This window comes from Bradyrhizobium macuxiense (genome assembly GCF_001542415.1).
Lineage (GTDB): Bacteria > Pseudomonadota > Alphaproteobacteria > Rhizobiales > Xanthobacteraceae > Bradyrhizobium > Bradyrhizobium macuxiense.
The window spans coordinates 31,641-56,407 of record NZ_LNCU01000035.1; the positions used below are offsets into that span (position 1 = coordinate 31,641).

The 24,767-nt window shown below is 64.7% G+C and carries 21 protein-coding genes and 1 pseudogene; 7 read left to right on the forward strand and 15 right to left on the reverse strand.

The window, feature by feature from the left end; translation table 11 throughout:
* Positions 1–23: 23 nt before the first annotated feature.
* The 4 genes from boxB to AS156_RS09275 all read right to left on the reverse strand — a co-directional run bounded on the left by boxB (position 24) and on the right by AS156_RS09275 (position 5,986).
* Positions 24–1,475, reverse strand: coding sequence for a benzoyl-CoA 2,3-epoxidase subunit BoxB (gene boxB / locus AS156_RS09260; protein ID WP_066503031.1), 1,452 nt, complete (start codon positions 1,473–1,475; stop codon positions 24–26).
* Between the two features lie 154 nt (positions 1,476–1,629).
* Entirely contained in the window at positions 1,630–3,318 is a 1,689-nt protein-coding gene (boxC, locus tag AS156_RS09265; protein ID WP_066503033.1) for a 2,3-epoxybenzoyl-CoA dihydrolase, read from the reverse strand.
* A gap of 157 nt (positions 3,319–3,475) precedes the next feature.
* Positions 3,476–4,285 carry an alpha/beta fold hydrolase gene (locus AS156_RS09270; protein WP_066503035.1) on the reverse strand — a complete coding sequence of 270 codons (810 nt, stop codon included), beginning with the start codon at positions 4,283–4,285 and terminating at the stop codon, positions 3,476–3,478.
* 168 nt (positions 4,286–4,453) lie between these two features.
* Entirely contained in the window at positions 4,454–5,986 is a 1,533-nt protein-coding gene (locus AS156_RS09275; RefSeq protein ID WP_066503037.1) for a benzoate-CoA ligase family protein, read from the reverse strand.
* A gap of 109 nt (positions 5,987–6,095) precedes the next feature.
* Between AS156_RS09275 and AS156_RS09280 the strand changes: the two genes are divergently transcribed.
* Positions 6,096–7,037: a helix-turn-helix transcriptional regulator gene (locus AS156_RS09280; RefSeq protein ID WP_082747399.1), complete on the forward strand. Its 942-nt coding sequence runs from the start codon at positions 6,096–6,098 to the stop codon at positions 7,035–7,037.
* Positions 7,038–7,042: 5 nt separating this feature from the next.
* Here the strand turns inward: AS156_RS09280 and AS156_RS09285 are convergent, their stop codons facing one another.
* Positions 7,043–7,828 carry an IclR family transcriptional regulator domain-containing protein gene (locus AS156_RS09285; RefSeq protein ID WP_066503039.1) on the reverse strand — a complete coding sequence of 262 codons (786 nt, stop codon included), beginning with the start codon at positions 7,826–7,828 and terminating at the stop codon, positions 7,043–7,045.
* Positions 7,829–7,951: 123 nt separating this feature from the next.
* Between AS156_RS09285 and AS156_RS09290 the strand changes: the two genes are divergently transcribed.
* Both AS156_RS09290 and AS156_RS09295 read left to right on the forward strand, forming a co-directional pair.
* Entirely contained in the window at positions 7,952–9,310 is a 1,359-nt protein-coding gene (locus AS156_RS09290) for an aromatic ring-hydroxylating dioxygenase subunit alpha (RefSeq protein ID WP_066503042.1), read from the forward strand.
* Between the two features lie 129 nt (positions 9,311–9,439).
* Entirely contained in the window at positions 9,440–10,876 is a 1,437-nt protein-coding gene (locus AS156_RS09295; RefSeq protein ID WP_066503044.1) for a glutamine synthetase family protein, read from the forward strand.
* Positions 10,877–10,988: 112 nt separating this feature from the next.
* Here AS156_RS09295 and AS156_RS09300 read toward each other — a convergent pair whose 3' ends face one another.
* The 5 genes from AS156_RS09300 to AS156_RS09320 all read right to left on the reverse strand — a co-directional run bounded on the left by AS156_RS09300 (position 10,989) and on the right by AS156_RS09320 (position 15,753).
* A complete protein-coding gene (locus AS156_RS09300; protein ID WP_066503045.1) occupies positions 10,989–11,717 on the reverse strand; it encodes an ABC transporter ATP-binding protein in 729 nt (242 codons plus the stop codon).
* Positions 11,710–12,477, reverse strand: coding sequence for an ABC transporter ATP-binding protein (locus tag AS156_RS09305; protein WP_066503048.1), 768 nt, complete (start codon positions 12,475–12,477; stop codon positions 11,710–11,712). Before AS156_RS09305 ends, AS156_RS09300 begins: the two co-directional genes overlap by 8 nt.
* Complete coding sequence (locus AS156_RS09310; RefSeq protein ID WP_066503049.1) at positions 12,470–13,417, reverse strand: branched-chain amino acid ABC transporter permease; 948 nt, start codon at positions 13,415–13,417, stop codon at positions 12,470–12,472. Before AS156_RS09310 ends, AS156_RS09305 begins: the two co-directional genes overlap by 8 nt.
* Positions 13,414–14,331, reverse strand: coding sequence for a branched-chain amino acid ABC transporter permease (locus tag AS156_RS09315; RefSeq protein ID WP_066503050.1), 918 nt, complete (start codon positions 14,329–14,331; stop codon positions 13,414–13,416). The genes AS156_RS09310 and AS156_RS09315 overlap by 4 nt, the downstream gene beginning before the upstream one ends.
* 249 nt (positions 14,332–14,580) lie before the next feature.
* Positions 14,581–15,753 carry an ABC transporter substrate-binding protein gene (locus tag AS156_RS09320; protein WP_066503051.1) on the reverse strand — a complete coding sequence of 391 codons (1,173 nt, stop codon included), beginning with the start codon at positions 15,751–15,753 and terminating at the stop codon, positions 14,581–14,583.
* A gap of 243 nt (positions 15,754–15,996) precedes the next feature.
* On the opposite strand from AS156_RS09320, the gene AS156_RS09325 reads away from it, so the two are divergent.
* On the forward strand, positions 15,997–16,701 hold the full coding sequence (locus tag AS156_RS09325) for a hypothetical protein (RefSeq protein WP_136626101.1): 705 nt from the start codon (positions 15,997–15,999) through the stop codon (positions 16,699–16,701).
* 416 nt (positions 16,702–17,117) lie between these two features.
* On the opposite strand, the gene AS156_RS09330 is transcribed toward AS156_RS09325, so the two are convergent.
* Both AS156_RS09330 and AS156_RS09335 read right to left on the reverse strand, forming a co-directional pair.
* A complete protein-coding gene (locus tag AS156_RS09330; protein WP_066503167.1) occupies positions 17,118–18,002 on the reverse strand; it encodes a sigma-70 family RNA polymerase sigma factor in 885 nt (294 codons plus the stop codon).
* Positions 18,003–18,021: 19 nt separating this feature from the next.
* Positions 18,022–18,330, reverse strand: coding sequence for a hypothetical protein (locus AS156_RS09335; protein ID WP_066503052.1), 309 nt, complete (start codon positions 18,328–18,330; stop codon positions 18,022–18,024).
* 165 nt (positions 18,331–18,495) lie between these two features.
* Here AS156_RS09335 and AS156_RS09340 point away from each other — a divergent pair, with 165 nt between their 5' ends.
* Together AS156_RS09340 and AS156_RS09345 are read left to right on the forward strand one after the other, a co-directional pair.
* On the forward strand, positions 18,496–19,902 hold the full coding sequence (locus AS156_RS09340; RefSeq protein WP_066503054.1) for a DHA2 family efflux MFS transporter permease subunit: 1,407 nt from the start codon (positions 18,496–18,498) through the stop codon (positions 19,900–19,902).
* Between the two features lie 115 nt (positions 19,903–20,017).
* Positions 20,018–21,292: an NAD(P)/FAD-dependent oxidoreductase gene (locus AS156_RS09345; protein WP_066503057.1), complete on the forward strand. Its 1,275-nt coding sequence runs from the start codon at positions 20,018–20,020 to the stop codon at positions 21,290–21,292.
* A gap of 115 nt (positions 21,293–21,407) precedes the next feature.
* On the opposite strand, the gene AS156_RS09350 is transcribed toward AS156_RS09345, so the two are convergent.
* The gene (locus tag AS156_RS09350; RefSeq protein ID WP_066503060.1) at positions 21,408–22,352 is read right to left on the reverse strand and encodes an AraC-like ligand-binding domain-containing protein; all 945 of its coding nucleotides are present in this window, start codon (positions 22,350–22,352) and stop codon (positions 21,408–21,410) included.
* Positions 22,353–22,501: 149 nt separating this feature from the next.
* Between AS156_RS09350 and AS156_RS09355 the strand changes: the two genes are divergently transcribed.
* Complete coding sequence (locus AS156_RS09355) at positions 22,502–23,161, forward strand: isochorismatase family protein (protein WP_066503062.1); 660 nt, start codon at positions 22,502–22,504, stop codon at positions 23,159–23,161.
* 163 nt (positions 23,162–23,324) lie between these two features.
* Here AS156_RS09355 and AS156_RS09360 read toward each other — a convergent pair whose 3' ends face one another.
* Both AS156_RS09360 and AS156_RS44145 read right to left on the reverse strand, forming a co-directional pair.
* Complete coding sequence (locus AS156_RS09360) at positions 23,325–24,536, reverse strand: ABC transporter substrate-binding protein (protein ID WP_066503169.1); 1,212 nt, start codon at positions 24,534–24,536, stop codon at positions 23,325–23,327.
* 58 nt (positions 24,537–24,594) lie between these two features.
* Positions 24,595–24,766 (reverse strand): annotated as a pseudogene (locus tag AS156_RS44145) (cytochrome P450); the annotation flags it as partial.
* Between the last annotated feature and the right edge of the window lies 1 nt (position 24,767).

The window sequence follows — 24,767 nt, forward strand, 5'->3', positions numbered from 1 at the left end:
GAGGAGAGAGAACTCTCAGGCGATCAGCTCTCGATCCTCACATACTCGAAATCGCCGGGCTTGTTGTCGATGCCGACCTTGGGCGCGGAGATCCAGGAGGCGAACTCGCCGGGCTCGGTCACCGGCTTCATCAGCGAGGCGATGAAGTCGCCGTCCTCGGTCGACGGCAGCCAGTCGTTCCTGCGCTTGGCCCAGGTCGTATCGTCGATCACGAGGCCGTCGGGCGTTGCGTGGACGTCCTTGAACTCGCCAATCTGGCGGTGGAAGGCGGTATTCGGCACCGTGAGCTTGTAGTCATAGCCCGCAGTCGAGATCACCTTGTTCCAGCGCAGCATGCCCTTGACGCAATCCTGCGTGTAGTCGTCGCGCAGGCGCATATTGAGCGCGGTCAGCGCCGGCTCGTCGACCATCTTGATCTGGCCGTCGATCAGCTTCATGACCGGATAGGTCGAGCTCTTGAGCTGATGGTCGTCGTCGATCGTGGTTTCCTTGTAGCGGCCCTTGATGCCGGCATTGAAGGCATTCGCCGCGTTGGTCGAGACCTCCGAACCGAACAGGTCGAGCGACAGCGAATAGTGCAGGTTCAGCTTCTTCTGGATCGTCGGCAGGTCGATCACGCCGAGCGCACGGACCTTGGCGATATCGGTCGGATCGGTGATCCCGGCTTCCTGCATCGCATCGCAGGTGCGCTGCACGACGCGGGTGATGCCGGTCTCGCCGACGAACATGTGGTGGGCTTCCTCGGTCAGCATGAAGCGGCAGGTGCGCGACAGCGGATCGAAGCCCGACTGCGCCAGCGAGTGCAGCTGCATCTTGCCGTCGCGGTCGGTGAAGTAGGTGAACATGAAGAACGACAGCCAGTCCGGCGTCGCTTCATTGAAGGCGCCGAGCATGCGCGGCGAATCCGCGTCACCCGAGCGGCGGCGCAGCAAATCGTCGGCTTCCTCGCGGCCGTCGCGGCCGAAATATTTCTGCAGCAGGTAGACCATTGCCCAGAGATGGCGGCCTTCCTCGACATTGACCTGGAACAGGTTGCGCATGTCGTAGAGCGAGGGTGCGGTCTTGCCGAGATGGCGCTGTTGCTCGACCGAGGCCGGCTCGGTGTCGCCCTGGATCACGATCAGGCGGCGCAGCATCGCGCGATGCTCGCCGGGGACCTCCTGCCAGGCCGGCTTGCCGTAATCCTCGCCGAACGGAATGACACGGTTCTCTTCCTGCGGCGCAAGCAGGATGCCCCAGCGATATTCCGGCATGCGCACATAGTCGAACTTGGCCCAGCCGCGCGGATCGACCGAATAGGCGGTGCGCAGATAGACGAGCGATTCTTGGAAGCCGTCCGGGCCCATGTCGCTCCACCAATCCATGTAGCCGGGGTGCCAGCCCTCCAGCGCCTTCAGCACCTGGCGATCCTCGGCGAGATTCACGTTGTTCGGAATCTTGGTCGAGTAATCGACGTTCATGATGTTCACGTTCATGGCGTGCTCCTGGGTATCGTTTCGAGTATCGCGTCTTGCTCGACCGTCATCCTGAGGAGCGGCGTCTTCGCCGCGTCTCGAAGGATGCTGGCTTGGTCATATTCATCCTTCGAGGCTCGCTAACGCTCGCACCTCAGGATGACGGCGAAAATTCCTAAACCCTCGTCATGTCGAATTGCGCCTTCTGGCCGGTGCCGTAGCGGCGCAGCGCGCCGTCTTCACCGACTGCGTTCGGCCGCTGGAAGATCCAGTTCTGCCACGCCGTGAGGCGCGAGAAGATCTTCGATTCCATGGTCTCCGGCCCGACGAAGCGCAAATTGGCTTCCATGCCGGTGAGACCGTCGGGCGAGAACGAGGTGCGTTCCTCGAAGAACACGCGCACCTCATCGTCCCAGTCGATGTCGTCGAGCGCGAAGGTGACGAGACCGAGCTCCTCGGCCTCTTCCGCATCGAGCGCCTTGCCGATCGAGGCCTGTGCGCGCTCGATATCCGACGGGTCGGCCTGGAAGCGCGACTGCAGCCGGGTCAGGCCATGGCTCATCGGATACGGCCCGAAATTCATCGCGGTCAGTTCGATGGTCGGCGGGGCGCGATTGTCGCCCTGCTTCTGGCCGATCAGCATGTAGGAGCGGTCGGCGGCGAACACGAGTTCGGCCAGCGTGCCGACGAAGCAGGAGCCGGGCTCGACCAGCGTCACCAGCGTGCGCGAGGTAACGTCGATGCGCTTGAGCACGCGCTTCCAGTAATGCCTGATCTCGTTGACCAGCCAGTGCGACTTGTTGGCTTCGAGGAAGCCGTCATAGGCGACGACATTGGCGGCGTCGCCATGGCTCTTGAACACCAGCATCGCGATCTCGAGCTCATTGATGCGCAGATGCAGGATCGCATCGTCGAGCTCGCGGGCGACCTGCAGCGGCCAGAACGACGCGCCCTGCGCGATCATGCCGTCGATGTTGGCCGGCGGCGCTGCTTCCGGCGCCTTGATCGAGATGGTGGCGATGCGCGCCGCGCGGTCGATATCGACGCTGACAGAGCCGTAGCGGATCGCGCTGTCGTCGATGGTCCGCTTCAGCGGCGCCAGCGTGATGCCGGGACCTGTGCCGTTGCGCTTCGACTTCGCGGCGAATTCCTTGACGCGTTCGGTAAGCTTGCCTTCGAGCTTGCTGTTCGGCGCGATCTCGTCGACCAGGCGCCAGGCGACCGCGCGCTTGCCCTTGATGCCTTCCTCGATGGTGCAGAAGAAATCGGCATGGTCGCGGCGCACCTTGCGCTTGTCGACCACGCGGGTGAGCCCGCCGGTTCCCGGCAGCACCGCGAGCAGCGGCACCTCCGGCAGCGCGACCGCGGCCGCACCGTCATCGGCCATCATGATGTGGTCGGTCGCCAGCGCCAGTTCGTAGCCGCCGCCGGCCGCGGTGCCGTTCACAACGGTGATGAAGCTCTGGCCGGAGTTCTCGCTGGAGTCCTCGAAACCATTGCGGGTCTCGTTGGTGAATTTGCAGAAGTTGACCTTGTGGGCGTGGGTCGAGCCCGCCAGCATGCGGATGTTTGCGCCGGCGCAGAACACGCGGTTCTTGCCCGAGCGCATCACCACGACCTTGACCTCGGGGTGCTCGAAGCGCAGCCGCTGCACGGCGTCCGCCAGCTCGATGTCGACGCCGAGGTCGTAGGAATTCAGCTTGAGCTGATAGCCCTCGAACAGGCCGGCATTCTCGTCGACGTCCATGGTGAGCGTCGCGACGTCGCCCTGCACGTCCAGCTTCCAGTGCCGGTAGCGCGACGGCTCGGTCTGGAAATCGATGTATTTCGCCCCGCCTGCGAGGACGCGATCGTCGCCAGCCATTGGGCCACCCTTCGCTGTTGCTTGTTTGATTTGTCGATTTACATGCACAATAATGCATGTTTTCGATCTGGTCTAGTTCAAAATTCAAAAACATGCATTTTGTTTCATGCTGGTAGAAAATACCAGTTCGTCCAACGACCTACGCTGAGTGCAGAGGTCACGCTGCCAGGGTCTGGTCGTCGCGCAACGCCGCCTGAGCGAATTCGACGACCGTTTCAAGTGTCACCGCGGCCGCCTCGCGGTGCGGCGAATGGCCGGCGCCTTCGATGGCAGCGACATCGACCGGGCAGTAGCACTCCTCCTGGGCGATCTCGATCTGGCGCATCGTGCCGTATTGATCGTCCGCCCCCTGCACGATCAGCACGGGCACGCGGATGTAGGCGAGATAGTCGGAGATATCCCAATCGCGGAATGCCGGGTTGAGCCAGACTCCGTTCCAACCGTAGAACGCGTTGTCGACATTCTTGTGCCAGCGCGCGAGCTTCTCTTTCAGGTTGGTGGTCTCATACGCCGTCTTGATCTCGGCAATCGATTTCACCGAGATGTCCTCGACGATGAAATGCGGCGCGAGCAGTGCGATGCCTTGCAGGCGATGATCCTGGCGCGAGCCGGCATAGATCGCAGCAATCGACGCGCCGTCGGAATGGCCGACCAGCAGTCCGCGGCGGAAGCCGATCCGGTCGAGCAGCTTCGGCAATACCTCCAGCGCCTCGATATGCATGTAGTCGACCGGGCGCGGCAGCTCGACCGGGCTCGACGCGCCATAGCCCGCACGCGAATAGACGAACACGCCGGCGCCGGTCACAGCCTGTAGCTTCTCCGGGAAGTCGCCCCACAGCCCGACCGAGCCGAGCCCTTCATGCAGCATCACGATGGTCGGCGCCGCGTCAGGCATTGGGCCGATCATGCGGTATTCGAGATCGGCGTCGTCGATGGTGAGGAAGCCTGAGGGTGTCAAATCCTGCATGGTAGGGCCTTCCTCACTCGTCGTCCCGGCGAAGGCCGGGACCCATACGCCGCGGCCTTCGTTTGGAGAGATGGTGTTCGACGGCTTTGCGCAACAACTAACGCCTGTGGTTATGGTCCCGGCTCCCGTGCGCAATTGCGCACTAGGCCGGGACGACACGCGGAGGCGCTATTGCGCACCGTCGCGCAACTTGAACCGCTGGATCTTGCCCGTCGCGGTCTTCGGAAGTGAATCCACCACGTCGATCCAGCGCGGATATTTCCACGGCCCGATCTTCTGCTTGACGTGCTCCTTCAGCGCCTCGCGCAGCCCATCGGTCGAGGTGCCGGGACGCAGCACCACGAACGCCTTCGGCTTCAGCAGCCCCTCGGGATCGGCCTCCGGCACGACGGCGGCTTCCAGCACCGACGGATGGGTGATCAGCGCGCTCTCGACCTCGAACGGCGAGACCCAGATGCCCGAGACCTTGAACATGTCGTCCGCGCGGCCGCAGAAGGTGTAGCGGCCCTCGGCGTCGCGGACATATTTGTCGCCGGTGCGGGTCCACGCGCCCTCGAAGGTCGAGCGGCTCTTGTTGCGCTGGTTCCAGTAGGCTTCACCGGCCGAGGGTGCATCGACCAAGAGCTCGCCGACCTCACCGTCGGCCACCTCGGCTCCCTGCTCATTGACGAGCCGCACCTTGTAGCCGGGCACCGGACGGCCCGAGGTGCCGTATCTGATGTCGCCGGGTGCGTTGGACAGGAAGATGTGCAGCAGCTCAGTCGAACCGACGCCGTCGAGGATGTCGACGCCGAAGCGCGACTTCCAGGCATTGCCGACCGATTCCGGCAGCGCTTCACCCGCCGAGGTGCAGATGCGCAGGCGGTCGCCGCCACGCTGCGTCTTCATCGTCTCGTCGTTCAGCATCGAGGCGAACAAGGTCGGCACGCCGAAGAAGATGCTGGGGTGATATTTGTTCATCAGCGCGAACATCACGGCCGGGGTCGGACGCTCCGAATTCAGCACCGTGGTGGCGCCGACCGACATCGGGAAGGTCAAGGCATTGCCGAGGCCATAGGCGAAGAACAGCTTGGCCGCCGACAGGCTGACATCGTCCTCGCGAATGCCGAGCACCTGCTTGGCATAGGTCTCCGCCGTCGCGGCGAGATTGGAATGCAGATGGCGCACGCCCTTCGGCATGCCGGTCGAGCCCGACGAATACAGCCAGAACGCCGGCTCGTCGGCGTGCGTCACCACGGTGGCGAACACGTCGCTCTCGCGCGCGAGCTCGTCGGAGAATGTCTTGTGACCGTGCGCGTCCTTGCCGGAGACCACGACATGCTCGAGGTCAGGCATGCGCCCGATGACATCCTTCACGATGGGCAACAGCGCTTCGGAGACGAACAGCACGCGCGCGCGGCAATCGCCGAGGATGTAGGCATACTGCTCCGCGGTCAGCAGCGTGTTCAGCGGCACCGGCACCACGCCGGCGCGGATCGCGCCCAAGAACACGATCGGGAAGTCGACCGTGTCCAGCATGATCATCGCGACCCGCTCTTCGCGGCGGACGCCGAGCCGGCGCAGCATGTTCGCGAGCCGGCGCGTCTGCTGCTGCAGCTCGCCGTAGGTGAGCTTCGACACAGTGTCGTCGAAGACGATCTTGCCGCCGCGGCCTTCGTCGACATTGCGATCGAGCAACCAGGTCACCGCGTTATAAGTCATGCCCCGCTCCTCGGACCCGAACGCGCCACGCTTCCCTCTCCTGTGAATTTAAGAATTATAATTCATACAAAGCCACTACATTGGCTTGCTGTCAATCCTCGTCGGCACTATGTTTCCTGAAACCGCGCGCCGCACAGGGACGATGACCCAGGATAACGATCCCGAATCCGACTTCCTCGAGCAGCTCGGCCAGCGCGTGCGCACGACGCGCGCCCTGCGCGGCATGTCGCGCAAGGTGCTCGCCAAGGTCTCGGGCATTTCCGAACGTTACATCGCCCAGCTCGAGAGCGGCAAAGGGAATGTCTCGATCGTGCTGCTGCGCCGCGTCGCGGGCGCGATGGGTGCGCATCTCGAAGACCTCATCCCGTCGGATGAGCCTGCACCCGACTGGGCCGTCATCCGCGATCTGCTGCGCAAGGCGACACCGAGCCAGATCGCGCAGGCCAAGGACATCCTCGCCGGCGGCAGCCCCTCGGCACCGCGGCGCGCGTCGTTCTCCGGCATCGCGCTGATCGGACTGCGCGGCGCCGGCAAGACCACGCTCGGCCGGATGCTGGCGAAGAAGATCGGCTGGAGCTTCGTCGAGCTCAACAAGGAGATCGAGACGCAGAACGGCCTCTCGGTCGCCGAGATCATCGCGCTCTACGGCCAGGAAGGCTTTCGCCGCATGGAGCAGGCGGCACTGACGCAGCTATTGGCGCGGAAGGAATTGATGGTGCTCGCGACCGGCGGCGGCATCGTCTCGGAGGCCCTGACCTTCGACCTGATCCTGTCGTCGTTCTACACGATCTGGCTGAAGGCCGAGCCCGAAGAGCACATGGCCCGCGTCCGCCGCCAGGGTGATTTGCGGCCGATGGCCGACGACCGCTCGGCGATGGCGGAGTTGCGCAACATCCTGGTCAGCCGCGAGCCGCTCTACGCGCGCGCGTCCGCCGTGGTCGACACCGCCGGACTTTCGGTCGATGCTGCTGCCGCGCGGCTGATCGACTCGGTGCGGCCCGTGCTGCAGAATGAAGCGCGGAGCTTCGGGCTGCGCAGCGTCGCGCTGTAACCACCTCACAGCAGCCTGCTCTTCACATCCTCGGCCCCTTCCCGCAGCAGCGGTAGGAAGCGGTCGATCAACTCCTTCGCCGGCACGCGATCGACGTGGGCGCCCATGTTGATGGCCGCGACGATGGTGCCGTCATAGCGACGCACCGGCACCGAGATCGAACGGAAATGCGGCTCCGCCTCGCGGTCGACCAGCGAATAGCCCTGTTCGCGATCGGCGATGATGGTGGCGAGCAGTCGCTTTGGATCGGTCACGGTCTGCGGCGTCACGGCCTCGCGGCGCATCACCTTCAGTCTCTCAGCAAGTTCGGCATCGCCGAGCCGGCCGAGCATCGCGCGGCCGACCGAGGTGCAGAACGCCGGCAGCCGGTAGCCGATATCGAGACCGGCGGAGAACACCCGTGTCGGGCTCGAGCGCGCCACGAACACGACATCGTCGCCGTCGAGCAGCGCGAGCGATGCAATCTCCTGCGCCGCGGTCGCGATGCGATCGAGCACCGGCTGCAGCACCGTCACCACCTGGTTCGATTGCAGGAAGGAGCCCGCCAGCGTCAGCACATGCGGCGTCAGCGTGAACAGCTTGCCGTCAGTCATGACGAAGCCGCCATGCGCGAGCGTGAACAGGATACGCCGCGCGGTCGCGCGCGGCAGGTCGGCGGCACGCGCCAGATCGCTCAGTGTCGCCGGACCGCTAACAGTGCCGAACACCTGCAACAGGCGCAGGCCGCGATCGAGCGCCTCGACGAAGTCGGTGGCACGCTCGTCCTGATCGGTCCGCTTCAGCTTTGGCATTTGGTTCAGGTTGGGGTTCGGCTTTGAACGGTTCGAAAATTGGACTTGCTGTCCAGACCAGACATGGCATAATCCGCACATTCGTTCAATAGGCGAACAAATCCAATCTTGGGAGACGCCGCCATGATGAGCCAGGAAGCGAACGACCTGATCACCCGCACCGGCCGCAAAGACCCCTGCGGGAAATTGATGCGGATGTACTGGCAGCCGGCGGCGCTGGTGGACGAGTTGCAGGGCTCGCGCCCGGTGCGCCCCGTGCGGCTGCTCGGCGAGAACCTGGTGCTGTTTCGCGGCGAGGACGGCCGCTACGGCTTGATCGATCGCCACTGCGCGCATCGCGGCGCCGACCTCGCCTTCGGCCGGCTGGAGAATGGCGGGCTGCGCTGCGCCTTCCATGGATGGCTGTTTGACGCGAGCGGCCAGTGCATCGAGACACCGGCTGAGCCCGCCGGCTCGCAGCTTTGCAAGGGCATCAAGCAGCGTTCTTATCCAGTGATCGAGAAGAGCGGCATCCTCTGGGCTTATCTCGGCGAAGGCGAGCCACCGGCCTTCCCCGAGCTCGACTGCTTTGTCGCACCCGACAGCCACACCTTCGCGTTCAAGGGCCACATGAACTGCAACTGGCTGCAGGCGCTCGAGGTCGGCATCGACCCGGCGCACGCCTCCTTTCTGCATCGCTTCTTCGAAGACGAGGACACGTCAGCGGCCTACGGCAAGCAATTCCGCGGCGCTTCGGCCGGCTCTGACATGCCGATGACCAAGATCCTGCGCGAATACGATCGCCCGATCATCAATGTCGAGCACACCGAATACGGCCTGCGCCTGATCGCGCTGCGCGAGCTCGACGAGGAGCGCACCCATGTGCGCGTGACCAACCAGCTGTTCCCGCACGGCTTCGTCATTCCGATGTCGACGGAGATGACGATCACGCAGTGGCACGTGCCTGTTGATGACGAGAACTGCTACTGGTACGCGATCTTCACCAGCTACGCAGCCCCGGTCGACAAGCAGAAGATGCGCGACCAGCGGCTCGAGCTCTACGAGCTGCCGGACTACAAGTCGCGCAAGAACAAGAGCAACGATTACGGCTTCGATCCGCACGAGCAGGATACCGCGACCTACACCGGCATGGGCACCGACATCAACGTCCACGACCAGTGGGCGGTGGAATCGATGGGGCCGATCCAGGATCGCACCAACGAACATCTCGGTCAGAGCGACAAGGCGATCGTGCAGTATCGCCGCCTGCTGCGGCAGGAGATCGAGAAGGTCGCCGGCGGCGAGAAGCCGATGCCGTTCCTCGATGACGCCAGTGCGCGCAGCATCCAGGGCCCGGCCACGATGGATGGCATCGGGCCGACCCAGGGCTGGGAGCTCTACTGGATGGAAGTCGACGTGAAGCGCCGCCGCGGCGCGCCGTGGGCCGCTCCCGTGCCGCGCGAGATCGCCGGCAAGGTGCATCATCTGACCGCGGCGGAGTGACGTATCCGATGAAGCCACCGTCATTGCGAGGAGCGAAGCGACGAAGCAATCCATCTTTCCGCGCTTGTGGATGCGTGGATTGCTTCGCTTCGCTCGCAATGACGACTACAGAAACAAAGGAGTGACGCCTTGAGCTTTGTCGAGCGTCACGGCCTGTGGTCGGACGAGCAGAAGGAGGCGGCATCCCGCCTCCGCCGCATCGTCGAAGAGAACAATCTCGAAATCGTCAGGCTGTCGTTTCCCGACCAGCACGGCATCCTGCGCGGCAAGACGCTGATCGCAAGCGAAGCAGTGCGCTCGCTGGAGGGCGGCTGCTCGATCACCACGACGATGCTGGCCAAGGACACCTCACACAAGACGGTGTTCCCGGTGTTCACCGCCGGCGGCGGCTTCGGCATGAAGGAGATGGAGGGCGCGGCCGACGTGCTGATGGTCGCCGACCCCACCACGTTCCGCGTGCTGCCCTGGGCGCCGACCACCGGCTGGCTGCTCTGCGACCTTTATTTCAACGACGGCCGTCCGGTGCCGTTCGCGACCCGCAATCTCTATCGCAAGGTGCTCGATCAGCTCGGAAACCGCGGCTATGACTTTGTCGCCGGGCTCGAGGTCGAATTCCATCTGTTCAAGCTCGATGACGCCCATATGGCGCCGGAGGATGCCGGCCAGCCCGGACGCCCTCCATCGGTCAGCCTGCTGTCGCAGGGCTACCAGTATCTGACCGAGCAGCGCTACGATCTGATGGAGCCGGCGCTCGAGATCATCCGCCGCGACATCATCGCGCTCGACCTGCCCTTGCGCTCGGTCGAGGTCGAATTCGGCCCGAGCCAGTGCGAGTTCACCTTCCAGCCGACGGTCGGGCTCGCGCCCGCCGACACCATGGTGCTGTTCCGCTCGGCGGTGAAGCAGATCGCGCGCCGCCACGGTTATCACGCCACCTTCATGTGCCGGCCGAAGCTGCCGAACGTGTTCGCGAGCGGCTGGCACCTGCACCAATCGCTGGTGTCGCGCGCCAACGGCGAGAACGCGTTCATGGCCAGGGAGAGCGGCGAGCCGCTGAGCTCGTTCGGCCGTTTCTATCTCGCCGGCCTGATCGAGCACGCGCGGGCCTCGACCGTATTCACGACGCCGACCATCAACGGCTACAAGCGCTACCGCTCCTATTCGCTGGCGCCCGATCGCGCGATCTGGGGCCGCGACAACCGCGGCGTGATGATCCGCGTGCTCGGCGGTGCCGATGATCCGGCGACGCGGCTGGAGAACCGGATCGGCGAGCCTGCGGCCAATCCCTATCTCTACATGGCGAGCCAGATCCTTTCCGGCCTCGACGGCGTCGACCGCAAGCTCGATCCCGGCCCTTCAGCGGACACGCCCTACGAGACCAAGGCCGCGCTGCTGCCGAAGTCGCTACGCGAGGCGGTGTTCGCGCTGCAGGACGATCCGTTCTTCCGCCAGGCACTAGGGCCTGAGTTCGTGGACTATTACGTCTTCATCAAGAACGCGGAGATCGAACGGTTTCAGGCCGAGGTGTCGGACTGGGAACAGCGCGAATATTTTGAGATGTTTTGACGCTCCTGCACTGTCATTGCGAGGAGCGAAGCGACGAAGCAATCCATGCTTCCGCATATTCGGCGCGATGGATTGCTTCGCTTCGCTCGCAATGACGGGAAGGCCAATTCGATCAAATCCCCAGATATTTGTGCTGCAGATCCGGCTCCGCGATCAGCTGCTCGCTGGTCCCGCTCCACACCGTCTTGCCGCGCTCGATGATGTAGTGGCGGTCGGCGATGCGCGACAAATTCTCGACGTTCTTGTCGATCACCAGCACCGATTGCCCGCGCGCCTTGAGCATCGACAGGCAGCTCCAGATCTCGTCGCGGATCAGCGGCGCGAGGCCTTCGGTGGCCTCATCGAGGATCAGCAGTTTCGGGTTGGTCATCAGCGCGCGGCCGATCGCGAGCATCTGCTGCTCGCCGCCTGAGAGCGTGACGCCCATGTTGCTGCCGCGCTCGGCGAGCCGCGGGAACAGCGCGTGGATTTTGTCTAGCGTCCACGGATCGGACGCGCCCAGGCGATTGCCTGAGGCGGCAACGAGGTTTTCGCGCACGGTGAGATTGGGGAAGATCTGGCGACCCTCGGGCACGAGCCCGATGCCGAGCTTCGCGATTCTGTAAGACGATAGCCCCCGCACCGCTTCACCGGCAAAGCGGATGGCGCCGGCGCGGGCCGGCGTCAGCCCCATGATCGAGCGGATCGTCGTGGTCTTGCCCATGCCGTTTCGGCCCATCAGCGCGACCATCTCGCCGGACTTGATCTGCAACGACAGGCCGAACAGCACCTGGCTCAGCCCGTAGCAGGTCTCGATCGCGTCGATTTCGAGAAGGGTCTCAGCCGTCTTGAGATCAGCCATGGCGCGTCACCGCATGCTGTTCGCCGAGATAGGCGCGCTTGACCTCGTCATGCCTACGGATCGCATCGGGCACGTCGCAGGCGATGACGCGGCCGTAGACCAGCACCGTGATGCGGTCGGCAAGCGCGAACACCGCCTCCATGTCATGCTCGACCAGCACGATGGTGACCTCCTTGCGCAGCTCCTTGAGCAGCGCGACCATTCGCGCGGATTCGGTGACGCCGAGGCCCGCCATCGGCTCGTCCAGCAACAGGAGCCGCGGCTTGGTGGCGAGCGCCACCGCAAGCTCAAGCTCACGCTGCTCGCCATGGCTCAGTTGCGAGACCACGACATTGGCGCGCTTGCCGAGGCCGACGCGCTCCAGCGCGGCGCCCGCGGCCTCGCGGAGCTGCGGCTCTTTCCGCGCATTGCCCCAGAAGCGGAAGGAGTGGCCATCATGGGCCTGCGCGGCGAGCGCGACATTGTCGATCGCCGAGAAGTCCTTGAGCAGCGACGTGATCTGGAACGAACGCGCCAGGCCGAGCCGGCTGCGCTTGTAGGACGGCAGCCGCGTCACGTCGCGACCGCCGAAATGGATGCTGCCGGAGTTCGGCATCAGCTGCCCGGTGAGCTGGCTGATCAACGTGGTCTTGCCGGCACCGTTGGGGCCGATGATCGCGTGCAGCTCGCCCGGCTTGACCTCCAGCGAGAGGTTGTCGGTCGCGGTGATGCCACCGAAGCGGCGCACCAGATTGTCGACGCGGAGCAAGGGATCAGGCACGGCGCATCCTCCCGAGCAGGCCCATGATGCCGCCGCGCGCGAACAGCACGATCAGGAGCAGCACCGGACCCAGGATGATCCCAGAGTATTCGGTGAACTGCGACAACAGCTCCTCCAGCACCAGATAGATGATGGCGCCGATCACGGGGCCGAACAGCGAGCCCATGCCGCCCAAGATCACCATCACCATGAGATCGCCGGAACGGGTCCAGTACATCACGGCCGGGCTGACGAAATCGGTGTTGTTGGCAAGCAGTGCGCCCGCGAGCCCACAGATCGTGCCGGCGATGACGAAGCAGACCAGCCGGTAGCGGTTGGCATGGAAGCCAATCGCCTGCATGCGCTGCTCGTTGGAGCGGACGCCCTGGACCACCAGGCCGAAGCGCGAATTGACGATGCGCCAGATCAGATAGAGGCCGCCGAACAGACAGACGAGGCAGAGGTAGTAGAACTGGTTGCGATCGGACAGATTGATCAGCCCGGCGAAATCGCTGCGCTTGTAGATGGTCAGTCCATCGTCGCCGCCGTAGCGCGAAAGGCCGGAGGCGACGTAATAGGCCATCTGCGCAAAGGCCAGCGTGATCATGATGAAGTAGACGCCGCGGGTGCGCAAGGAGAGCGCGCCGATCACGAGCGCGAACAGCGCCGAAACCGCGAGCGCCACCGGCCACTGGATGAAGCCGGAGCCGATGCCTTCGGCAGCGAGGATGCCGACCGCATATCCGCCGACGCCGAGATAGGCGGCGTGGCCGAAGCTCATCATGCCGCCATAGCCCATGATCAGGTTCAGGCTCGCGGCGGCGAGCGCGAAGATCACGATGCGGGTGAACAGCGTGAGGATGAAGATGTTGCCTGTGACGGCCGAATAGACCGGCAGCAGGACCAGGGCGGCGCAGAGCAGCGCCGCGACGGCGTTGGGGGCGTTGAGCTTGGGCATCATCGTTTGGCCGCCGGAAACAGCCCTTCCGGCCGCACCACCAGCACGATCGCCATCAGGAGATAGATCAGCATCGAGGAGATCGCCGGCGCCGCGGTCGAGGCGGCAGCGCCGCTCAGCACCTTGCGCAGGAGATCCGGCAGGAACGCCCGGCCCATCGTATCGATGATGCCGACGAACAGCGCCGCCAGGAACGCGCCGCGGATCGAACCGATACCGCCGATCACGATGATGACGAAGGCGAGGATCAGGATGTTCTCGCCCATGCCGATCTGCACGGTGAGGATCGGCGCCTGCATCAAGCCGGCGAGGCCTGCGAGCGCTGCGCCCAGACCGAACACGAGCGTGAACAGCAGCTTGATGTTGATGCCGAGCGCGCCGATCATCTCGCGGTTCGAGGCGCCGGCGCGGATCAGCATGCCGACACGGGTGCGCATCACGACAAGATAGAGCAGCGCGGCAACCACCAGCGCGACGGTGATGATCAGGAGGCGATAGGCCGGATAGTACACGCCGGGAATGATCTGTACCGGCACGGTGAGCCAGGGCGGCAGCGGCAGCGCGAGGCCGGCCGGCCCCCAGATCAGCCGCACGGCATCGTTGAAGAACAGGATCAGGCCGAAGGTCGCCAAGACCTGGTCGAGGTGATCGCGGCCGTAGAGATGTCTCAGCGCGACATATTCGAGCACGATGCCGAGCAACAGCGTGGCGCCGAGCGCCAGCAGCGCGCCGAGCACGAAGCTGCCGGTCCATGCCACGAAGGTCGCCGCGAAATAGGCGCCCATCATGTAGAGCGAGCCGTGCGCCAGATTGACGAAATCCATGATGCCGAACACCAGCGTCAGGCCGGCCGCCAGCAGGAACAGCAGGAGGCCGAACTGCAGGCCGTTCAGGAGTTGTTCGACGACGAGATACATCGTGAGGCTATGTCCCCTTGAGCGAAGCGGGATGGGCGCGCCGACGCATCGCACGCTGCGCGTTCTCCCTCGCCCCGCTCTTGCGGGGTCTGGACGAGCCATAGCTCGCCCTGAGAGGGTTGGGGTGAGGGGCTGTCTCCACGAGCGGATTCGTGGAGAGCCCCCTCACCCGATCGCTTCGCGATCGACCTCTCCCCGCAAGCGGGGCGAGGTGAAGAAGCAAGCGCCGCGCCAAACGGCGCCTTACAGTCACTTCATCGGACACTTGTCGTGGAACTGGTCCTGGTTGTCCTTGACGATGGTCGCGACCGTCTTCAGCGAGAGCTGGCCGTCGGCGTCCTTGACCACGTCCTGCAGATAGAAGTTCTGGATCGGGATGTGGTTGTTGCCGTACTTGAACGGGCCGCGCAGCGACTTGAAGTCGGCCTTTTCCATCTCGGCCTTCATCGCGTCCTTCTTGGCGAGGTCGCCCTTCACCGCCACGACAGCACTGTTGATGAGTTGGGCAGCGTCATAGGCCTGGGCGCCGTAATAGGTCGGGCGCAATCCCGGATACTTCTTGCGATAGTCCGCGACGAACGCCTTGTTCTGCTCGTTCGGCAGGTCGTTGACCCATTCCTGCGCGCCGGGAATGCCGATCGCATTGTCCTTCTGCAGCGGCAGCGACAATTCGTCGACGGTGAACGCGGTGTAGAGCGGGATCTGCTGCTTGATGCCGGCCTGGGCGTATTGGTTCAGGAACTGGACGCCGGCCGCACCCGGATAGAACACGAAGATCGATTCCGCGCCCGAGTTGCGCGCCTTGGTCAGCTCGGCGGAGAAATCGAGCTGGCTCGGCCACACCGTGTATTCCTCACCGACCACCTTGCCCTTGAAGGTGCTCTTCACGCCCGCCAGCATGTCCTTGCCGGCGGCGTAGTTCGGGCCGATCAGGAACACGGACTTGACGCCCTTCTGGTTCATGTAGAGGCCCATCGCGGCGGGCGTCTGGTCGTTCTGCCAGGAGGTCGAGAACACGTAGGGCGAGCACAATTCGCCGGCGAGCTGCGACGGACCGGCATTGGCCGAGATCAGGAAGGTCTTGCTGTCGACCGCGGTCTTCAGCGAGGCCAGCAGCACGTTCGACCAGATGTAGCCGACGATGAAATCGACCTTGTCCGACTGCACCAGCTTCTCGGTCTTCTGCTTGCCGATGTCGGGTTTCTGCTGGTCGTCCTCGTAGATCACCTCGACCGGCTTGCCGTCCATCTTGCGGCCCAGATGGTCGAGCGCGAGCTCGAAGGAATTGCGCATGTCGTTGCCGATCACGGCGGTCGGGCCACTGAAGGTCGAAACAAATCCGATCTTGATGCTGTCGGCCGCCGTCGCGAGCTGCGCCAGCGCCACGGCCACGGCGCCTGCCAGCCAAAATGCCTTTTTCATATTCAATCCCCTCCTCAACCGGTTGAACGTCCCGCAAGGTCATCGGACTTCAAATCCTCACCTGCGGCTGCGCTTGGCGCGCCGTTCCCGGCGTCGTGTTTTGTGCGCGAAATTGTAAGCATGCAGCAAGTGTGATCCGACGGCTCTCAATTAGAACCTTCGGCGCATACCCCAGCACCGTGCACCATAATTCGCACAAGCCGGCGATGGCAAGAATTATAATGCCGGTTGCGAGGGCAACTATTGTCGCAGGCGGCGGTCCCTCCTTGGCGCAGTGCAGCAGAATTGATGCATTCGGTAAAGCGACTGGAAACCACCAGTGCTGGCGGCAGCGGCGCCTTCACGGACCGGAAAGCAGTGGCACGCGAGGCTCCATGGAGAGGAGCGCGCCACATGTTGGGATATCTGTTCGGCTTCAACGCCCGGATCGGCCGGCTGCAATATTTCCTCGCCTCGATCGCGCTTGCGGTCGTCGCGACGCTGATGTGCATGGGCGCCGCGAGCCAGGCCTACCGAACGGTGCGTTATGGCGGGGCGCTGACGGTCGAGCAACTGGGCTGGCCCGTACTCGTGATTGCCGGCATTTTCGCGGTGGCCACGTTCATGCTGTACTGCATGCGCATCCGCGACATCGGATGGGATCCGGTCGTGGTGGTCGTGGGCTGGATTGCGTTCACGATCATCGATGGATTGATCGCCAGCAAGTTTCCCGCATGGGCGATCGGCACAAGGCATCAGGCCACCGCCGTCGGCGCTTTCGTCAATCTCGGGCTGACGCTCGCCCTGCTGTTCTGGCCGAGCGGCTATGCCGGCGACGAACCGCCGGCGCGGCCGCGCGATACGGGCGGTGGATCGGACGGCTTCTTCAGCAGGAACGGCGCGCCGGCCGCCCCCACCAGCCGCATCGCGCGCGTCGCCAACGGCGAATTCGGCGGCCGGGGGAAATAGGGGCTCATTCACGCGTCGCTCCATCCGACGGGTTGAGATCCGATTCAACTGTCAAACAGCTAGTCGCGCTGTCATCACCGGCGCATGCGGGTGATCCAGTATCCCAGAGACGACGATGCTTGAGCCGAGGGGCCGCAGCGTACTGGATCGCCCGGTCCTGGTGCGCAATTGCGCACAAGGCCGGACGATGACAGATGTGGATCGGACACAGCTTTACGTTCTCGCGACGTGAACCGTCCGAGGTTTTCGTCCCTTTCCAACCCGCTTAGGAAGCAAAAGGCGCAGGGAAAGCCAGGTGCCGATCGCACCCATTGCGTCTACGGCGTCATTGCGAGCGCAGCGAAGCAATCCATGCCGCAGCATGCACGGAATGATGGATTGCTTCGCTCGCAATTGTCGATTATCGCGTGGCGAAACTACCCCCCATCCACTGCCCACTCCGCGCCGTCGATGGCGTAGGGCGCGTGGCGGAAGTCCCTGATGGCGGCGACCTTGTCGGCGGACCAGTCGAGCAGCATGAACGACACCGGCGGGGCATTCGCCTGGTTCGGGTCGAACACCAGGATCGCGGGACGGCCCTCGACCTGCCCCGGCACCAGATGCCAGTCGCTGACCTTGGAATAGTTGGTGAAGTAGCGCGACACCTCGGCCTTGCCGTTCAGCCTGGTGCGGTTGACGAGCTCGAGCCTGATGTCGTCGGCGATCATGGCGCGGATGGCGTCGAAGTCGCGGGCGTTGAAGCGGCCGACATAGGCGTTCAGCCGAACGCGATCGGCTTCCGACAGGCCGGGCCGCGGCGCATCGTCCGGCTCGCTGGCGAACTCACGAAGCTGAGTGCGTCCGCGATGCAGCGCCGCCTTCACCGCAGGCAGGCTGAAATCCATGATGCCGCAGACCTCCTGCAATGAGCAGCCGAGCACATCCATCAGGATTACGCTGGCGCGCTGCGCCACCGGCAGGCGCATGAAGGTGCGCAGGCTGCTTGCCGCGATCTCGCGGCGCGTGACGTCATCGAGCTCTCCGGCCATCATGTCCACCTCCTCCGGCGAACGGAGTGCTTCCTGGCGATTGCGCCGCCTGAGGAAGTCGAGCGCGGTGTTGTGGGCGATCCGAAACAGCCAGGCTTCCACGTTCTGGATCGGGGCGGCGGAAGCGAAGGCCTCCACCGCCTTGATCAGCGCGTCCTGCAGCACATCCTCGCCGTCGATCACCGAGCCGACCATGCGCGCGCAATAGCGATGCAGCTTCGGACGCAATGCCGAAAGATGCTCGCTGATATCGACGACAGGCGATGCTGACATCATTCCACTCCGAACCCGATCAGGATTCCTCCAGCATACGGTAATTGCCGACGATGCTGGCACTGCGCAGCAGCGGCGGCTCGGTGCAGCGGTCGCGGATACCATCCTGGAATGCCTGGAACGCCGCAAGTTTCGGGATCGGCGTTGAGCCGTCCTCGGCCGCGGCCTCGACAATATGCACGAAGGTGTCGTCTTCCAGGCGCAGCGTCAGATAGCGCACGCCGTCCGGCCGCGCCGCCTTCAGCTCTGCAAAAACAGCCGAAACCAGCTCGGCATTCCTGTCCGCCATCTCCGGCTTGGCCTTGTACCTGATCAGGGTTCGTCTCATGGGTCGCTCCTTGGGATGAGGGTTGTCGTCCCCCCAAGGACGTTTGCCGGCCGCCAAAGGATGCGGTCCGGCAAAAATATTCTTGGGCCGCATCCTTTGCCGCTCCCGCCTCGTCTTGGCGGCGAAGCGCGCCGCAACAGGGCGGCGCGGCAATGGAGAGCAACCATGCAGACCCCGATCTCTCGCGCCGAGCAGCATTGGGTGCTCAGCGTCACCGCGCTGGCATCCTTCATGATGGCGCTCGACGCCATGATCATCACGACGGCGTTCGCGACCATCCGCGCCGATTTCGGCAGTTCGGTGGAGACGCTGCAATGGACCGTCAACGCCTTCAATTTGACCTTCGCGGTGCTGCTGCTGACCGGGGCTGCGCTCGGCGACCGCTTCGGGCGACGCCGGATGTTCGCAACCGGGATCGCCCTGTTCGTGGTTGCATCCGCGGCTTGCGCGCTGGCCGGCAATGCGCAGGCGCTGATCGCCGCCCGCGCGTTGCAGGGCGCCGGAGCTGCGCTGGTGATGCCGCTGGCGATGGCGATCCTGAGCGGCGCCTTCGGCCGGGAGGAGCGCGCCCGCGCGCTCGGCATTTTCAGCGGCATCACCGGATGCGCGCTGATCATCGGCCCCGCCATCGGCGGCTTTATCACCACCCATCTCGGCTGGCGCTGGATCTTCTGGATCAACCTGCCGATCGGCCTGATCGTGATCGCAATGGTGCTGGCGCGCCTGCGGGAAAGCTTCGGCCCGGCCGCGCCGCTCGATATCACCGGGCTGGCGCTGGTTGCGGTCGCGGCGCTGGCGCTGGTCTGGAGCCTGTTGCGCGGCAATGCCGTCGGGTGGACGAGCACCGAGGTGATGGGCACGCTGACCGCCGGCGTCATGTTCGCGGTCGGCTTCGTGCTGTGGCAACTGCGCACGACAAGCCCGATGGTGCCGATGCGGCTGTTCGCGTCGCGTGCCTTTGCGTCGGGCATTGCTGCCAGCGTGCTGTTCTATGCCGCGATGTACGGCGTGCTGTTCCTGCTGCCGCAGTTCCTGCAGACCACGCTCGGCTTCGACGCCTTCGGCGCCGGGCTGCGCCTGCTGCCCTGGACCGCGACGCTGTTCGTCACCGCGCCGGTCGCTGGCGCAGTCGTCAACCGGTTCGGTGAGCGGCCGCTGGTGGTGACGGGCCTGCTGATGCAGGCGATCGGCCTCGGCTGGATCAGCGAGGTCGTGAGCCCGACCATCTCCTATTCCGCGCTGGCCGCGCCGCTGGTGCTGGCCGGCGTCGGCGTGTCGATGGCGATGCCGGCGGCGCAGAACGCGGTGCTGAGCGCGGTCGCGGTCACGGAGATCGGCAAAGCCTCGGGGGTCTTCAACATGGGCCGCTTCCTCGGCGGGATGTTCGGCATCGCGGCACTGGTGGCGAACTTCTCGGCGAATGGCGCCGCCGATTCTGCCGTTCATTTCGCGAGCGGATTCGCCGCGGCGATGAGTCTCGCCGCGACGCTGTCGCTGGCCGGTGCGGTCGCGGGGCTGTTCCTGCCGATGCGGCGACGGGTCGTTGCAGCGGCCGCGCCACAGGATGCGTGAGGTTGTCAGCGATTGGGTTTTGCTATCGGGCGATCAAGCAATCCGTATTGGAATGAGGCCACGAATGAATACATAATGAGACGACGAAGCCGTTCGAAACCGAGGGCGACATCAGATGACGCAAGCGCCGGCCAAACCTCATCGCGTGGTGATTGTCGGCGCCGGCTTCGGCGGGCTGGAAGCCGCCTTCGGTCTCAAGGGCGCGCTGGTCGAAATCACCTTGATCGACCGCCGCAACCATCATCTGTTCCAGCCGCTGCTCTACCAGGTCGCGACCGCATCGCTCGCTACCAGCGAGATCGCCTGGCCGATCCGCTATCTCTTGCGCGACCGGCCCGAAGTGACGACGCTGTTCGCCAATGTTTGCGGCGTCGACGCGGCGGGAAAGCAGGTGCAGCTCGACGACGGCGGCAGCATTCCCTACGACACGCTGATCCTCGCCACCGGCGCGCGCCACGCCTATTTCGGCCATGACGAATGGGAGCCGTTCGCGCCCGGCCTGAAGACGCTGGAGGATGCGACCACGCTGCGGCGACGCATCCTGGTCGCGTTCGAGCGCGCCGAGCGCGAGACCGATCCGGACGGGCGCGCGGCGCTGCTGACCTTCGTCATCATCGGCGCCGGGCCGACTGGCGTCGAGATGGCCGGCACCATCGCCGACCTCGCCAAGGACACGCTGCCGAACGACTTCCGCCACATCGACACACGCAAGGCGCGCGTGGTGCTGATCGAGGCCGGCTCGCGCGTGTTGGCCGGCTTCCCGGACGATCTCTCGGCCTATGCGCAAGCGTCGCTGGAAAAACTCGGCGTCGAGGTGATGCTGGGCGAGCCGGTCACGGAATGCTCGGCCGACGGCGTGGTGTTCGGCGGCAAGAGGCTGGAAGCACGCACCATCGTCTGGGCCGCCGGCGTGCGCGCCTCACGCGCCGCCGAGTGGCTGAACGCGCCCGCCGACCGCGCCCATCGGCTGCAGGTCGAGCCCGATTTCACCGTGCCCGGTCATCCTGACGTCTTCGCGGTCGGCGACACCGTCACCATCAAAGGACCGGACGGCAATCCGGTGCCCGGCATCGCGCCGGCCGCCAAGCAGGAGGGGCGCTATGTCGCCGCACTGATCAAGGCCCGGCTCGACGGCAAGACCCTGCCGCCGTTCCGCTACAAGCATGCCGGCAGCCTCGCGCAGATCGGCAAGAAGAAGGCGGTGATCGATTTCGGCTGGCTCAAGCTGCGCGGCTCATTGGCATGGTGGATCTGGGGCCTCGCCCACATCTACTTCCTGATCGGCGTGCGCCACCGGATTGCGGTGGCGATGAACTGGCTCTGGATCCACACCCGCGACCAGCGCGCCGCGCGGCTGATCACGCAGGGCAGCAGCAAGGTGGGGCAGTAGCTTTACCCCTTGGGCTACGCGCGCAATCTCTGTCCCGTCATCCCCCCGCAAAGGCTTCGCCTTTGTCGCTGGAGGTGCGAGCCTTGCGGCGCGCTTGCGCCGCCGGGTGAGCCTCTCAGGATGACGGAATCACAAGATGCGGCGAGCGTCCGAACGCCGCCTTGAAGGCGCGGCTGAAATGCGAGACGTCGCTGAAGCCGAATGAGAGCGCGACGTCGGTGACGTGCGCGAAGCGCTGCTCGGCGAGCGCACTGTAGGCACCGGCGAGGCGCTGCTGCCAGAGCCAGCGGATCGGCGTCGTCCCCTCGCGTGCGAACAGGCGATTGAGGGTGCGCGGCGCCATGTTCTGTGCGGCGGCGATCGCATCGAGATCGAGCTCGGGATCGTCGAGATGCGCCACGATGTAGGCCTTGACCCGTGCCAGCCGCTCATCGCCGCGCCGCGGCGTGTCGTCGGTCAGCTCGGCTTGCAGCGCGGTCGCAAAGATGTCGAGCGCCGCGGCGCCGAGCCTGACGGCCGCAGGCCCGGCGTCATCGCCGAAGCGCATCAGTTGCCGGATGAATGACCCCGCCAGCGCACCGACTTTCGACTCGCGGCCGATCCGCCGTGCGGTCAGGCGATACGCATCAGGCAGGCGCGACACCAGCAGCGGCCGCGGGATCGAAACCATGATCGCGTGAGCCCGAGGCGCGAATTCGAGCGCGAAGGGCTGCGCCTGGTCGTGCAGCATCAGGTCGCCACGGCCCATCTGCGCGTCTCGCCCGTTCTGCGCAAAGCTGACCTCGCCGGAGAGCGTGAGCCACAGCATGAAATAATCGCGCGAGTCCTTCCTTGTGTCGCCCGGACTGCGCATCACCCTGATGCGGTCGGCGTCCGCGGTCTTCGACCAGATGTCGTTGATCACAAGCGGGCCGAAATGGTGGATCGCGATCGACGCCTCAAACGCGTCGTCCGCGAGGCGGCGACATTCGGTCAGCGAGAACTCGCGGCAGGTGACGTGATGCCAGCGATCGAAGCTGTCACCCGGCTCGACCGCGACTGTGTGATGGTGGGCCTGCACTGGACGATGCTCCCGCTCAACCCGGCTGCAGCCATTCTGCGTCCGCCTCCCGGTTCTGGCAAGCAGAGGCCATCGATTGGCAAGCCCAGCCAAGACCGTCCGCCGCGGCCGATGTAGAGACGATCTCCTGACAGGAGAGGAGACCACCCATGCCCTATCAATGCGACATCATCGATCCCGCCAGGACCGTCATGATCGTTGTCGACATGCAGAACGATTTCGTGGCCGACGGCGCCAAGCTGCGCTCCGCCCAGGCCGCCGCCATGGTGCCACGGCTGGCGCAGACCCTGAAGACTTGCCGCGACAAGGGCATCCGCGTCATCTACACCGCCCATGTCCATCGCCGCGACGGCAGCGACATGGGGCTTTACGACGACCTCTATTCGCCGATCGCCGACCGCTCGTCGCTGGTCGACGGCAGCGAGGGCGTGGAGATCTTCAACGACCTGGCGCCGGCGCCGGGCGAGCACGTCATCAAGAAGCACCGCTACAGCGCATTCTTCTCGACCGACCTCGACCTGATCCTGCGCGAATGGGGCATCACGACGGTCATCATCTCAGGCACGACGACCGAGAACTGCTGCCACGCCACCGCGCGCGACGCCATGTTCCACAATTACAGGGTCGTGTTCCTGTCCGATGCGACGGGGACGTTCGACTATCCCGATGTCGGCCAGGGCGCGATGTCCGCCGAGCAAGTGCACCGCGCCACGCTGACGATCCTGGCGTTCTCCACGGCACATGTGATGATGGCAGCCGAGATGCTGGCGCGCGTGAAGGCCAAGGATGGAGCGGTGAAGGCGGCGTAGGTCCTCCCCCTCTCCCCGTTCTTGCGGGGAGAGGGTTGGGGTGAGGGGCTCCATCCACGAGCGCAACTCGCGGAGAGTTCCCCTCACCCGGATCGCATCTATCGATGCGATCCGGCCTCTCCCCGCACGCGGGGCGAGGCTGACCGAGACCGCGGCAACAGCGTCACTTCACCAACGAACAGCCGCCATCCGCCATCGGCCGGAACGCCTGATCGGCCGGGATGGTCGCGATCAGCTTGTAATAATCATAGGGGTACTTCGACTCCTCCGGCTTCTTCACCTCGAACAGATACATCGGATGAATGACGCGGCCGTCCTGGCGGATGGTGACGTCGCCAAACAGTTTGTCCTTGCCCTTGAAGGTCTTCATTTGCGGCACGACCATCTTGGCGTCGTCGCTGCCGGTAGCGGCAACCGCATTGAGATAGGCGAGCGTCGAGGCGTAGACGCCGGCCTGGTTGCCGCTCGGCATCTTGCCGTTCATGCCGGGGCGCGCGGCGAAGCGCCTGGCGAATGCGCGGGTGTCGTCGTCCATGTCCCAGTAGAACGCCTCGAGCAGCTGCAGGCCCTGCGCGACCTTCAGGCCCATGCCGTGGATGTCGTTCACGAACAACAGGAACGCCACCATGGTCTGGCCGCTTTGCTGGATGCCGAACTCGGCCGCCTGCTTCACCGCGTTGATGGTGTCGCCGCCGGCGTTGGCTAGGCCGATCACCTTGGCCTTGGAGTTCTGCGCCTGCAGCAGGAAGGAGGCGAAATCCGAGGTACCGAGCGGATGCTTGCTGGAGCCCAGCACCTTGCCGCCGTGATGCTCGATATAGTTGGTCGCCTCCGCCTCGATGCCCTTGCCGAGTGCATAGTCCACTGTGACGAAATACCAGTCTTTGCCGCCGCGCTGCATCATCGCGGCTGCTGTGGTGTTGCCGGTGGCCCAGGTGTCGTTGACCCATTGAATGGTGTTGGGCGAGCAGGCCTTGCCGGTGAGATCCGAGCTTGCGGTCGACGACGCCAGGAACGTCATCCTACTGTCGCGCAGGATGGTGTTGACGGCGAGCCCGACGGCCGAGTTCGGCACGTCGACGATGGCATCGACGCCCTCGACGTCGAGCCATTTGCGCGCAATCGCCGAGCCCACATCGGCCTTGTTCTGGTGATCGGCATAGACGATCTCGACCTTGATGCCTTTGCCGCCGCCGTTGAAATCCTCCGCCGCCATGCGCGCGGCTTCCACCGAACCCATGCCGTTGGTGTCCTGGAAGATGCCGGAAATGTCGTTGAGCACGCCGATCCGCACCACGTGATCGGAAATCTCCGCGCGTGCGCTCCCTGCGGCGCAGGCCAATGCCAGCGCCAGACCCACCCCAAAGCCCCTCATCATATCCCCTCCGTTTCCTCGTTCCTTGGCCAGCCGATTGCCGACCTGAAGTTTTCCGTCAGGCCGGCGTGATCTCGACCGGCAGGCTGGCCAGCCCGCGCAGCGTGTTGTTGAAAAGCCGCCTTGGCTCCCCGGTGATTTCGATCCTGGCAACGCGGCGCGCCAGCGCTGCCATCATCACCTCGCCTTCGAGGCGGGCGACGAGCTGGCCGACGCACATATGGATGCCCN